Here is a 13,889-nt window from a genome sequence, read left to right as displayed (position 1 = left end):
CCAAGGCTCTTTTAATTTATTTGGTCTCTTTTGTCTGATTGATAAAATTAGCCAATTCATCTATAATGTTCATCTTTTGTCTTTTTACTAGGGATGTGTTATTACTATTATATCTGTTGCGACCTATTTAGGGCTGCTATATTGACCGCTATTAAAAACCACCCGAATCGTCAGGCGATCGCGTCCTTGATTTTTTGCCCGTTGTTCGGCTTCTCGACAATGTTGTAAAATGTCTCGTTGGGGAACTTGATGTCCTGCCCAAACGAAGCCCACACTATAGGTAAAGTCTAGATTTAACTGGTGTTTAATCTTTTGTTGTTGGTCTTGCCAATGCTGTTCTAAGGTTAATAACCACTGCAAGGCTTCAATCGGTTTAACCTTGTCCGGTGGCGTGGGAGGGTCAGATTCTGGGCTGTATAAAACACCGAGAAAGTCATCACCTCCGGCATAAATCACTCGTCCTTTTCCCTGGGGAAATAGGTCAGGGTTTTTCTGAAACTTTTGTCCCCATTCTCGGATTAACTGGGTAAATTTTTTGAGATTCGTTGCCGTAGGCGGGAGATCTTCCACCGGAAGGAGACGTTCCACCGGAACGTCTCTACGGGGTTCATCAGGGCGACTTGCCAGACGTTTTAACTTATCGCCCACCTTGTCACCATCCCCCATAAACCAACCCGTCCAATATCCGGGTTCGCGAATAATATCCTTAAATTCGGGGTCATCGGGTTTGGCTTTGAGTTTATCCAGTCCAATTTTATCGGCGAGTTTATCGTAGGTAACTAAACGCTTGACCAATTCCGGAATACTTAACCGTTCATTCGGGGCAATATAGCGACCAATTTGATCAGGATTGGCTTGCTTTTCTCTCAACTCTTGCAGAGACAGACTCTTTTGTCCCACCCGATAATCCGGGTTATCCAGTAGCCAAGACAAGCGCCGATAAAACAATTCCATCTCCTCTAGTTCCCCTTGGCTAAGAGAACGCCCCGGATTAGGGTTAAACTTACCCAATTGATGCCACGCGATCGCATCGGTTCCGGTTAAACTAGAACTTTCCCCCATCCAGTTAATCGCAATCCAATCACGCTTAAGTTTGCGCCTTTCCAAGTCATCCATGGCGGCTTGTACGGAGTCACCATAACCCCAAAAGATTTCCCAGGTATAACTTCCCCAGCGTTCCCATTCTCCTTTCTGATGTCCTTGATCGGCTTCAGTTTGTGACCAACAATACTGATTTGTGGGGATACCTAGGTTAGCTTCGATCCACTCTCGGCAAATCGTGAGTATCTTTTGCCATTCAGTGAGTAGAGTCGTTTTAACTAAATTGCGGTCAAATTTCCCTTGTACCAGAATCCGATTCGGCATTCCTTTAGCGACATCGGGTAATCCGGGGGAGATAACCGGGAGTCCTAAAGATTCTGCCTTTTGCACCAGTTTAGAACTTAAAAAGGATAAGATTAGCGATGAGCCATACAAATCTCGCAATTTGCGGGATTTTTCGATAAAGCCTTGTACGGGGGCAAAACTAGCAGCGGTGTAGTCAGACACGGCGGATTTCCTTTGGGTTTGGGTGTCTAGACTGTACTCTAGCAATTCTTCGGGATGTGAGGCTAGGAATTAAAGGGGATTAATGGGAGTTTTTGGGGTGGGGGTGAATCCCGGTTGGGGAGAGGGTTTGAGGGGGGTTGGATCAAGGGGGATGAATAGCGGTTTTTTGGGGACAGGTAGGGGTACGGCATTGCCGTGCCCTTAAGGTTTCGATGAATTGAATCCCCTCTTAGTGAGTAAGAGGGGAATGGTTGCTATTCAACTTGTTTTCCCAGCGAGTGGGAAACCCTGAAGCTTGAAAGCCTCTACAGCCATGCATTCTAACGCAGATTTTGACGGCTGACATTTTCAGGTTCATTTCAGCCCCGCTTATTGAAACTAACTCGCAATTAATCAAAATCTTAAAACGCTAGAACTCTTACTATATCAACATTCTAGCGATTTTGACGGCTGACCCGGTTTTTCGCCCCCGCTTTCAGCCGTCAAAATTTTGCCAACGGGTATCAAATTGCTGAGACATTGATTATAGCAATAGACACATCAATTAGGACTTTCTGCGCCATTGTTCCAGACGCGCCATGGCGCGTCTCTACATAAATGATGTGTCCTAACCGATGGTTATTTCTAGTGACCTCCAGCACAGAGTTGACATCTGATACTGTGCCACCCCAGAAGCGGAAAATTCCTACAGTCACTGTATTGACAAAATGAACAGTTTGTGAATCATCCTGAACCAACAGGCGATCGCTAATTAGAATTCTCTGTTGAAATCGCCTGCTGTAGGATAGTTTTATTCACCGAAGGTTCCCAAGTTTCCAGTGTTTCCAGATTTCGAGTCAACCATTCCTCCACCGTCGCCGCCACCTTACCAGACAGACAATCCCGCCAAGCTTGACGCTGTAGGGAATGGACATCCTGCTTACACCATTGTGCGATCGCATCAGACAACGTTTCTATTTTATCCGGTAACGGTTGAATTAACTGTGCCAACTCCCCTAAGTCTTGATCTTCAAAAAGCGAACGGCGAGTATTTAAAAGTTCAATAAACCCAGCCACATTATCTTCAGAAAATGACTGTACTGCTAATTGAACAACATTCAGAGGTAAATCCAAGCCCTCCGCCATCATCTCCACACTCAAACCCAACTGCATCATCCGAGGAATAGCTTCTAACTTGGCTTTAAATTTGCCTCGTTGTTCACCTCGTTGTTCACCTCGTTTTTCTCCTTCTATTAACCCTTCTTGTTTGGCTTCCTGATAAACTTTAGTATTTCTGAGGTCACTTAATCCTAACATGGCTTCTATCTCCTCTCGGCTTTTTTGCGGTAATTTGTAAACGATGATGGTTTCTATTAAATCAATCAGGCTTTGTTTAGTCGTCTCATCCGTTATCTGAACTTTGGCTTGTTCAATCAAACGCCTTGCTTGTTCTAGGGCTGTCTGTTCCTTCTCAATCACTAGCTTAACAATATTCACCCCAACAGAAGCCGGCGCTTCATCTCCTAACTCATCCAAGTATATCCGAGTCACTCGGCTAAAGAGTTCTTTAAATTGTAACGGCTGTTCCCTCTCAATCCGGCGACTGGGATAAATCACCACCACCCGCCACGGACAAGTCGGTTTGTATTGATTCAGAAAGATAAACAGTTCAGTAAATAAACGATAATAAAAATTATCATCTCGTTGAAACTGAACCTCAACCACATAAAAGGGTTGGTCTAGGGTTTCGTTCTTAGGCAAAAACAACCCATCCAGTCTAAATGCCAGTTGCTTAATTTCACGAGAAGTGAATTGATAGGTTGCAGCTTGTTCTGGGGATTGATTAATCAGTTCAAAGAAGATACTAGGAAACTCCTGAAACAAGCTATAAAAAATCGTGTCCGTTTTCACGCGCTCCTGGGGCAAATATCACACAGTTGACAAGGGCTACTGTGCCATCCCTGACGGTTAAAATTACTACAATTAACATCTTGACAAAATAGATGTAATATGTGTTTAAGCCAACCTGATCAGGGCGGGTTTTGTTGAAAGGTTATCAGTGGGTATCGACATTAAATCCCTAAACCCGCCCCTACAATTGACTCGATTAAATCAGGCGCACGTTGACCAAGGGCGCACGGGGCTTACCCTAGGGTTTTTTAGGGTGTGGGTTGGGATGGATTGAGTTGTGCGATCGCGTCCTTTATCCTGAATTGGGGAGATTCAACTGGCGGTATCTGACGCAGCACGACTAGATAATGAAAACTTTTAACATCGACGTTTACGTTTTAATATTCTAAAGCAAAGCGGATTTAGGGCTGCCCGAAAACGTCGCGGCTAAATCATGATTTGATCGGGGTTTGAGGATGTAGTATGATGTTATCTTAATCCTGTATTGGGTTTATTTTAGTACCAATTTTCAGCCGTAAACGCTTCAACGCCTGATAATGCGTTATTTTTTTTGTTCTCGTGTCGGCAAATTTTAAACACTACAAGCATGTTGCATCACCCAATTGCCTAGACTCATTTTGAAACAGACTTGACAAAAAAGCCATTTAATGCATCGAATGCCTGAACAAAAAAAAGACAACCGGTGGAATGGGAATGCCAATATCCACCCGTTAGAAGAGGTGCGATCGCATCAAACCGATAAAATGTAATAAGCAGGTCGGTGGAAATATACCCAACACTCCACCAATTCTCTAAGGAGTCCTCAAACCCTTACAAATGACAAATAACAAATGACAAATGACCATCTCCAGTTGCCGCCGAAAACAGCATTACTCTTAATCAACCGTAAATCTCGTCACGGACAGGAAAATCTAGTCGAAACCATTCGTCAACTGAAGGAACTAGGCTTTATTGTACTAGAAGAATTAACCGAAGATCCACTAAAGCTTCCGGACATAATCCGTCACTATCAGCATCAGGTAGACCTGGTAATCATTGGTGGTGGTGATGGTACACTTAATGCAGCGATAGAGGGGTTAGTGGATACTCAGTTACCGTTAGGTATTTTACCCTTGGGTACGGCGAATGATTTGGCGCGGACGTTGAAAATTCCCGTTGATTTACCCCAAGCATGCCAAGTCATTGCTACGGGTCAATATCAGAGAATAGACTTGGGCTTGGTTAATGAGCAATATTTTTTTAATGTGGCTAGTTGTGGGTTGAGTGTGGAAATTACTCAGCGCCTCACCAAAGAAGACAAAAGTCGCTGGGGAATTTTAGCGTACCTGTCTATGGCATTAAAAATGATTTTGCAAGCACGACCATTTCGGGCAGAAATTCGTATCAATGGAGAAGCAATTCGGATAAAGACAATTCAAATTGCTATCGGAAATGGGCGACATTATGGCGGAGGAATGACCGTATGTCATGATGCTAAAATTGATGATCAACGGCTGGATTTATACAGTCTGGAAATGCATCATTGGTGGCAGATTTTATTGATACTTCCTGCATTATGGCGGGGACGCCACGCAGATTTACCAGGAGTCCGTACTCTCCAGGGTACGGAATTTGAAATCTATACTCGCAAATCTCGTTCTATCAATACGGATGGAGAAATTACCACCTCTACGCCAGCAACCTTTCGCGTGATTCCGCAAGTTATATCTGTTTTAATTCCCAGATAGGGATGGGTGATTGGAAAATTTAGAGACGTAGTAGGGTACATCTCTAAGTAGTCGGACAAAAGAAAACAACACCATACTAACTTTGCAAACAAGCCTCAAACCCTTACAAAGGACAAATGACAAATGACCTACTTACACCCCCTATTTCCTGTTCCCTCGCTCTTAAAGGACTACTGTAAAGATTGAACCTTGGGGTTGGTTGTCTGTGACGAATATTCTCCCCTGATGCGCCTCAATGACCATTTTACAAAAGGTTAAACCCAAACCAATCTGAGACACGCCACTCATTAAATCTCCCACTTCATATTTATCAAAAATATGGTGTTTGCGTTCTTCACTGACTCCTGGACCTGAATCAATAATCTGAAGCTTGGCTTGGGCGTTGGGGAAATTGGAGGATACCGACTCATTGGGAGAATTTACGGCGACAATGACTAAACTTTCTGGGGGAGAGAACTTAATCGCATTAGAAATTAAATTCTCCAAAACGCGATGAAATAAATTGATATCCAGACAAAGAGAAGCTGGGGTTTCGTCCAGCTTACCTATTAGTCTAATCTTTTTATGTTCTGCAATGGCTTGGAATTGGAAAATAACGTCAGCAACTAATTGATTTAAATCAACATCAGTCTGATTCAAAACCATTTTACCAGATTCCATTTTCGCTAACATTAGCAAGTTATCGATCATGGAGTTAAGTTCGCGACTCGAGTCAGAAATAATTTGCAATCGCTGTAAATCTTTGTCATTGCCTGTACTTTGCAACAGCAAATCGCTACAGAGTAAAATATTAGTCAGCGGATTTCTTAAATCATGGACGATCATATTCGATAAATCTTCCCGCATACGCAACGTCGCTTCTAGGGCATCATATTGCTGCTTAATCCGTAACATCGATCGCACTCTTGCCCGCAGTTCAATTCCACTGACAGGTTTAGTGATAAAATCATCAGCACCTGCATTTAGCGATCGCGCCAAGTCTTCTTTGGAGTTGAGTGCCGTTACAATAATCACGGGAACATGTTTCCAATGGGAATCAGATTTGATCGTGCGACATACCTCAATGCCATTTAACTTCGGCATCATCACATCCAGTAAGATGACATCCGGTTCGATGGAGTCGAGCAGGTTTAACGCTTCTTCACCACTGCTGGCATAAAATAAGTCATACCCTTCTCGATAGAGATGGGCTTCAATCACATCAAAGGCATTCGGATCATCATCCACGATTAAGATAGATGTATTCTGATTTAGGTTAAGCATAGATTTAAGTAGGTAGGGACAATAAAAGTTAACGGTTGAGATTAGAGAACAGGGAACAGTCAGAGTTTGAGGTCTATTTATATAACTTAATATAGTTGAGTTTATTTCCACCAACCTACTTAGATAGTTGAACTTTAGCTAATTCGTTGTTTTAGTCTTTTTAATAAAAAATACTGCGACTGGAGTGGATATAATTTGACCCTACTCGTCCAGTATCTCAGAGACAGACAACAACTGTCGGTGATGTCTGACCGACAAAGACGTGATATCAGGTTCGTCTAAACCGTTATCATATCCTTCTCCCTTCTATTATTGATCTGCCTTGGAGTCTTCTGCCTTCAGATAGGAGAACCCTGAAAAAATGCAGTAGCCAATGTTACCGATGCAGATACTGTTCAATTAGCGTCACCAACTTTTTCAAGCGAATCGGCTTCGCCATATACTCCGTTGCCCCTGCTGCCAAGCATTTTTCCCGATCCCCCGGCATTGCCAACGCCGTCACCGCAATAATCGGCATCCGGGGTAAATCACTGTCCGCCCGAATCTGGCGAGTTGATTCTAAGCCATCCATTTCTGGCATTTGAATATCCATTAAAATTACATCCGGTGTATGCTGCTTGGCTTGTTGCACCGCTTCAATCCCATTTCTCGCTAAAACCACCCGAAACCCTTTACTGTGCAAATAATCCGTCAAGGTGATAATATTTGCCTCATTATCTTCTGCCAATAAAATTAACGGTAACTGTTCCTCAACCCTAGGCGGATGCGTCTCCGGTGGTGTGGTAAACAACTGACTCAATACTGACTGTAACTGGGAACGAGAAACAGGTTTAAGTAAATAGTCAGACGCCCCTAATTCTAAAGCCTGAGTCGGATCATCGACAACAGAAACCACAACAACGGGAATGGATTGAGTGGCTGAATTTTTCTTTAACTGCACCAACACCTCCCAACCGGAAATATGCGGCAGTAAAATATCTAAGATAATTACATCCGGGTTAAACTGTTGCACCGTATCAATAGTGCCTTCCCCTTGGGGATGTATCAAAACAGTGATGCCTAATTCTCCCAGATACCGGGCAATATGGTTAGCTGAAGCATCGGAATCTTCCACCACTAAGGCTTTGTGAATCGGCGGCAATTCTCCAACCATCAGTTTAGGTTGTTTCAGTCTTTCCCCGATACGACTCGAATGTTTCCAGGGAAGGTTTACCGTAAAGCAACTACCTTTCCCCACCTCACTTTCCAAGGCAATACTTCCCCCTTGTAATTCCACAATGCGCCGCACTAGGGCTAACCCTAACCCGGTTCCCGCATAGCGACGAGAGAGACTACTATCTAATTGGACAAAGGGTTTAAACAGTTTATCCAGATTTTCTGGGGCAATGCCAATCCCGGTATCGGTAACACTCAACTGTAACTTTTCTCCATCAGGATCAGTGGTAACTTGCAACGAAACCTTACCCCCATCAGGCGTGAATTTTACCGCATTACTTAATAAATTGACTAACACTTGGCGGATGCGCCGTTCATCCACTTCAATCTCGCTTAAGCCCGGTGCAATGTGGTACTCGAGTCGAATATTTTTTTGCTGCGCCTGCTGTTTAATAAAGGTTAAACTCGATTCACACAGACTGTCTACAGAGACAAGGGAAACCGATAGGGACATCTTCCCCGACTCAATTTTAGACAGATCCAGAATATCGTTAATTAAGTCTAATAAATGCTTGCCACTTTGTTCAATGGTTGCCAATGATTTGTGCTGTTTGGGGGTTAATGAACCATACACCTCTTCCTGGAGTGCTTCCGCTAACCCCAGAATCGCATTTAACGGAGTTCGCAACTCATGACTCATACTTGCCAGAAACTCATCTTTTAACCGAGTCGCCCTGGCTAATTCCGCATTGGCGAGACTAATTCGTTCATTACTTTCGCGTAACTGTTTTTCGGCTTGCTTGCGTTCGGTGATATCATAAACTAAGGCACAAGACCATAATAAGTTTCCCTGGTCATCGAGAACGGGACTGGTGGACATATATGCCCAGATCGTATTACCGGATTTTGTGCGTAATTCAACCTCTTGTCGATGAACCTGGTTTGGATGCAGAGGGATACTTGAAGCGGAAGTGAAACGATTATCTCCAGGGGGGAGAAAATCCGCGATCGCATGTCCTAATATTTCCACCTCGGTATACCCCAACATCCGTGCCATTGCCTGATTAATGTAGGTGGTATTCCCTTGGACATCGGTTACCCAGATTCCTTCTTCGGCGAGTTCCACAATTTGGGCATAGCGCGTCTCGGTTTCCCGAATCTGAGATTCTAACTTCTGGTTGAGGCGTTTAATCTCATGTTCCGCCTGCTGACGTTCGGTAATATCGGTGAGAAAGGCAATCACAAAGGTGCTATTCTTGGTTTGAATCGTACTTAGTCCCACTTCAATGGGAAATTCAGTTCCATCCTGACGTTTGGCATACAAATCTTGGGATTTCCCCATGGTTCGTTTACTGGGATGGGTGAGATAATCCGCCCGATGATGAGTATGGATAGAGTGATAGCGTGGCGGCATTAAGTATTCAATTTTGCGCCCAAATACCTCGGTGCGATTATAGCCAAATAAGTCTTCAGCTTTGGCATTAAAGACAATAATTTCTCCCTGGGCATTAGTGACAATAATCGCTTCTGATGCCGATTCTAGGAATGCCCGAAACTTCGCCTCACTATCCCGCAATTCCGCTTCTGTCGCTTTGCGATCGCTAATATCTTCGACGACAGCCAGGGCATAATTGGGTTTGTGTTCTGAATCACACACCCGCGAGATGGAAATATAGACCCATCGGTATTGTCCATCGTTACGGATATACCGTTTTTCCGTGGCATAGGTGGACGTTTTCCCAGACATTAACTGCTGTAAATACTCAATATTCTGTTCCCGATCATCCGGGTGAGTAATATCTTGTACCCGCCGCCCCACTAATTCAGATTCAGGATACCCGGTAATCTCACAGTAGCGTTGATTCACCCGCAAGAGTTCGCCAGAAGAAGGTGTGACAAGGGCAATCCCCACCGAGGCTTGTTCAAAGATAGCCCGGAAGCGTTCTTCACTATCATGTAATGCCCGTTCTGCTTGTTTGCGTTCGGTAATATCATGAATAATCGAAACCAGAAAAGTACGGTCTTGAATCTCAATCGCACTGGAATACACTTCCACCTCTCGAATCTCTCCCGACGCCAGACGGTGAGGAAAGACAAAATAGGTTCGTTCCTCTAATTTTGCCCGTTTCATCTCTGCCCGAACTTGAGGCAATGGCAGACAATTGAGATCCGTAATCGTTTTGGTGATTAACTGCGATCGCGAATACCCATAAAACTTAACCGCCGCCCAATTCGCATCCGCAATCGCCCCCGTTTCCGAATCAATTAACAATTTAATCGCCTTACTCCGCTCAAACATGGCACGAAACCGGGCTTCACTGTCTCGCAGTGCCGCTTCTGCCGCTTTGCGATCGCTAATATCGGTGTGGGAACCCACCATCCGCACCACTTTACCCTGGTCATCCCACAGGGCTTGTCCACGATCCAAAATCCATTTATAGGAGCCATCTTTACACAGGAGGCGATGCTCGCTACTGTAATAGGAAGTCTTGTGTTCAAAATGGTCTTGAATCAGCCCCATCACCCACTCTAGGTCATCAGGATGGACTCGTTTAGACCATTCATCTAGATAATTGGGAATTTCATCCTCCTCATAGTCCAACATCTCTTTCCAACGGGGCGAAAAGAAAACGTCATTAGTTTTCACATTCCAATCCCAAATCCCATCATTATTCCCCCGCAGGGCTAAATGCCAGCGTTCCTCACTCACCCGCAAGGCTTCCTCGGCTTGTTTGCGATCGGTAATATCAGAGGCAATCCCATCCAGTCGCAGGGGATGACCCTGCTGATCATACGTCACCCGTCCCCGATCATAAAGCCAGCGAATCTCTCCATCCGGTCGCTGAATCCGATATTCTAGACTGTATGTACCTTGTGCCAGTAACTGTTGATGAAAGGGACTAACCTGGGCATAATCATCCGGATGAACCACCCCTAGCCGCAGGTGAGGATGATCAAAAAAGTCTTGTACCAGACGCCCATAGACGGTTTCCGTGGCTGGACTTAGATACAGCACCTGATCAGTCGTCGCGGAGATTGACCAGACGACATCATCCAGGGCATTGAGAATACTATCTAAGCGCTGTTTATTTTGGCGCAATGCCACTTGGGTTCGCAATGCCGAGATCCCATAAGCCAAGTCATTTGCCAATTCGGTGAGTAATCTAACTTCAGCCGGATCAAAGGCGTCAGGTTCACTGGCATAGATATTTAATGCTCCCAGACAGGTTCCTTCTACAATTAAGGGTAAGGCAATGGATGCCGCATAACCCTGTTGACTCGCCGCATCTCGCCACAGCCGATAACTCGGATCAGTGAGAATATTTTGGATAATTCTGGGTTCTTGGGTGCGAATCGCGGTTCCAGTCGGTCCTGTACCGCGTTGATTATCCCCCCAACTAATCTGTAAGGCTTCAACGTAACCCTTCTCATACCCCGCTTGGGCAACCGGGCGCACAGTTTTAGCATTATCATGTTGAGCAAACCCAATCCAGGCACAACGATAGCCACCGAAGTCTACTATAATTTGGCAGATATTATGCAGTAGGGTGGGTTCATCGGTAGCCAAGACTAAAGCCTGGTTGCATTCACTCAGGGTTCGCAGGGCGCGATTGGCGTGATAGAGTGCCTGTTCTGACTGTTTAAGTTCTGTGATATCCTGAGCTACAACCATACCAGCGATGATTTCACCCGTCTGGTTTTTCAGGGGTAGACCATGGATAATAAAAATGCGATCGCCAAAGGGCATTTCCTGGGTAACGGTTTCGCCAGCTAAGACTTGGCGATAGAGAGGTTCTAGCTGGGTACAGGTTTGGGGAGGTAAGCATTCCTGTATGGTGTTCCCTTCTAATTGGGTTTTGGATAAACCAACGCTAGCTAAACCACTGCCATCTGCCAGTAAATAGCGTAATTCATGATTAAATAGAAGGACGGCTCCATTAGGGAAATTTTCCACGACTGCCCGATAACGAGCTTCACTCTCCCGCCAACGGCGATCGCTCTTTTGTAGATGGTGTTCTAAACGGTAGGATAGGTAAGCGGCGAGAAGGGAACCACCGATACCAATAATCGCTGAAAGTGCCAAGATCGACCCGGTAAATTGGCGCTGTTGGTCTAATCTTTGCTTGAGTTGCGTCTCTTCCTGTTGTTCAGTGATCTGAAACTGCTGGATTTCATCATTGACTTGATCCATGACTTGTTTCCCCTCCACCAGTTGATCGATGAATTCTGGGGATTCCGTGGCGGTTTCCGGTTTGGCATCCACTAATCGGAGATTGCGTTGTAGCAAACTGACTCTCGCGGTAGCTAATTCACGAATCCGTTGCAGGCGATGGGCTTGGGCGTGTTCCTGGGCAATAAGTTGGCGCAATTGCTCCAGAGTTACCGGAATTTGCGCGATCGCGGATTCATAGCGATCCAGAAAGTCTTGACGGCGGGTAATTTCATACCCTCGGACAGCAGTTTCGGCTTCTAGGAGATCGGAGTGTAAGCTTTTTGTTTCCAGACGCACCCGTTGGGTATGTTGCAACCGAGTTTCAGCTTGGGCGGTTTGGAATTGCAACCAGCCAAACGTGGCGAGTGAGGTGACTAGACAGGTGACAGGAATCGCCAGGATCAACTGGCGTTTTTGTTGACGGGAAATCGGGGTCCGGCGAGATAGTCGAGGTTGGGCGAGGTTGCTATCCATGCTAGGTGCTGCATCCGAAAGCTGATTCCACTCCTATCTAGCATAGGAGGAAGTTTAGAGTTTTGACCCCTCGCTTCGGAAAGTATGGTTGGTAGGGGCGGGTTTCACGACTATCGTTTACGAAAGCACCCAGATGTAACTAAACCCGCCCTCAATAAGTTTTGAATTACAACAATCGCCGATAAGTTTACCTCTAGCATAGTTAGCCAGGAATTGGTTCGATGCGGATCAGTTGTCCATTGGCTTCATCGGTGAGAATGTACAATAGTCCATCCGGACTTTGGCGCACATCCCGCACCCGTTGACCGATATCGATGGATGTCTCATTGACGACATTGCCGGATTCATCAAGTTCAATATGGCGGACATCCCGCGAAACCAATCCTCCCGCAAATAAATCACCCTGCCACTGGGGAACGCGATCGCTATCATAGATAACCAAACCGGATGGTGCGATCGCTGGAGTCCAGAGGAGTTTGGGATCGACCATTCCTGGACGAGACTGCTGATTGGAAATGATTCCCCCAGAATATTCTCGGCTATGGGTGACGAGGGGCCAGCCGTAGTTTTCTCCCGCTTCCACCAGATTCAGTTCATCGCCGCCTCTAGCACCATGTTCAGTAGACCAAATTCGACGGGTTTGGGAATCGAAAGTGAGTCCTTGAATGTTGCGATGTCCGTAACTCCAGATAGCTGGATCAGCGTCTGGGGATTCGACGAAGGGATTGTCATTGGGTATTGTACCATCGTCGTTGAGGCGGATAATTTTACCTAAATGACTGCGGCGATTCTGCGCCTGTTTACGGATTAAATCACCGTCGAGTTGAACGGGTGGATTTCCCCCATCACCGATCGCGATTAACAGAGTATCATCAGGTAACCAAACAATGCGGGAACCGAAGTGCTGTCCCCCCGATTTAAGCTGAGATACCTGGAAAATTACCTCTACATCACTGAGGGCGCTACCATCAAATTTGGCACGGGCAACTCGTGTATGATTAGTCTGGCGCGTGCCGTGGGAATAAGTGAGATAAACCCAAGAATTCTCAGAGAAGCGGGGATGAAGCGAGACATCCATTAACCCACCCTGCTTCACCGCAAAAACCTCTGGCACCCCAGCGATTGGTGTGGGATCAAGTACCCCATCGCGGACAATTCGCAGTTGTCCCGATCGCTCCGTAATCAGTATCGCACCATCGGGTAACCATGCCATCCCCCAGGGATGATCTAACCCTTCGATGACGGTGGTTTTCTGGACACCTTGAGGAGTGGCGACTGAATCAGCCGACACTGTTACATCGGGCGATGAGGCGGAATCCTCCGATTCGGGTGGAGTTTGGGAAACGGTAGCGGTATCGGATGGAGGGGGAAATGCACAACTGGTGAGCGTCACGAGTGCGATCGTACTTCCAGTTCCTTGGATCAGGCGAACGATGTTGAGGTTCATAATGATATTCCGTCTGATGTGGTTGGGCGTATTTCCCACCCGAATCGCGAGGGGCTACCCCTTCAACGAAGTAAGGGGTAGGGGGATAGCGGAAAATGCGAGGGGTCAATCCCCGAAGTATTTTCAATCTCTCTCTTTCTATCCCATGAGGTGGTATAGTTTAGCCATGAAA

At 45.7% G+C, this 13,889-nt stretch carries 7 protein-coding genes; 1 reads left to right on the top strand and 6 read right to left on the bottom strand.

Annotated features, from left to right (window positions below; genetic code table 11):
- Window positions 1–123: 123 nt before the first annotated feature.
- The 3 genes from RH949_RS18200 to RH949_RS18190 all read right to left on the bottom strand — a co-directional run bounded on the left by RH949_RS18200 (window position 124) and on the right by RH949_RS18190 (window position 3,438).
- Window positions 124–1,548 (bottom strand): Cas10/Cmr2 second palm domain-containing protein, encoded by a 1,425-nt coding sequence (locus RH949_RS18200; RefSeq protein WP_446355059.1) that lies wholly within the window; start codon window positions 1,546–1,548, stop codon window positions 124–126.
- A 503-nt stretch (window positions 1,549–2,051) separates the two neighbouring features.
- The gene (locus RH949_RS18195) at window positions 2,052–2,285 is read right to left on the bottom strand and encodes a hypothetical protein (RefSeq protein WP_446355057.1); all 234 of its coding nucleotides are present in this window, start codon (window positions 2,283–2,285) and stop codon (window positions 2,052–2,054) included.
- Window positions 2,286–2,295: 10 nt separating this feature from the next.
- Window positions 2,296–3,438 (bottom strand): Rpn family recombination-promoting nuclease/putative transposase, encoded by a 1,143-nt coding sequence (locus RH949_RS18190; RefSeq protein ID WP_446355055.1) that lies wholly within the window; start codon window positions 3,436–3,438, stop codon window positions 2,296–2,298.
- 830 nt (window positions 3,439–4,268) lie between these two features.
- On the opposite strand from RH949_RS18190, the gene RH949_RS18185 reads away from it, so the two are divergent.
- Window positions 4,269–5,165: a lipid kinase gene (locus RH949_RS18185; RefSeq protein ID WP_006104624.1), complete on the top strand. Its 897-nt coding sequence runs from the start codon at window positions 4,269–4,271 to the stop codon at window positions 5,163–5,165.
- A 162-nt stretch (window positions 5,166–5,327) separates the two neighbouring features.
- Here the strand turns inward: RH949_RS18185 and RH949_RS18180 are convergent, their stop codons facing one another.
- The 3 genes from RH949_RS18180 to RH949_RS18170 form a co-directional block, all read right to left on the bottom strand.
- Window positions 5,328–6,428, bottom strand: a complete 1,101-nt coding sequence (locus RH949_RS18180) for a hybrid sensor histidine kinase/response regulator (RefSeq protein ID WP_006104618.1) — start codon at window positions 6,426–6,428, stop codon at window positions 5,328–5,330.
- Between the two features lie 376 nt (window positions 6,429–6,804).
- Complete coding sequence (locus RH949_RS18175) at window positions 6,805–12,270, bottom strand: PAS domain S-box protein (protein ID WP_446355052.1); 5,466 nt, start codon at window positions 12,268–12,270, stop codon at window positions 6,805–6,807.
- A gap of 202 nt (window positions 12,271–12,472) precedes the next feature.
- Window positions 12,473–13,717 (bottom strand): PQQ-dependent sugar dehydrogenase, encoded by a 1,245-nt coding sequence (locus tag RH949_RS18170; RefSeq protein WP_006104631.1) that lies wholly within the window; start codon window positions 13,715–13,717, stop codon window positions 12,473–12,475.
- Window positions 13,718–13,889 lie beyond the last annotated feature (172 nt).

This window comes from Coleofasciculus sp. A1-SPW-01 (assembly GCF_040217205.1).
Lineage (GTDB): Bacteria > Cyanobacteriota > Cyanobacteriia > Cyanobacteriales > Coleofasciculaceae > Coleofasciculus > Coleofasciculus chthonoplastes_A.
Note: the sequence above shows the minus strand (reverse complement) of the source record. Positions and strands in the feature narration are given on the sequence as shown.

Bases quoted from the DNA above. Each gene is read 5' to 3' on its own strand.
- RH949_RS18185 (WP_006104624.1), top strand. From the start codon at position 4,269: ATGACAAATGACCATCTCCAGTTGCCGCCGAAAACAGCATTACTCTTA.
- RH949_RS18180 (WP_006104618.1), bottom strand. From the start codon at position 6,428: ATGCTTAACCTAAATCAGAATACATCTATCTTAATCGTGGATGATGAT.
- RH949_RS18175 (WP_446355052.1), bottom strand. From the start codon at position 12,270: ATGGATAGCAACCTCGCCCAACCTCGACTATCTCGCCGGACCCCGATT.
- RH949_RS18170 (WP_006104631.1), bottom strand. From the start codon at position 13,717: ATGAACCTCAACATCGTTCGCCTGATCCAAGGAACTGGAAGTACGATC.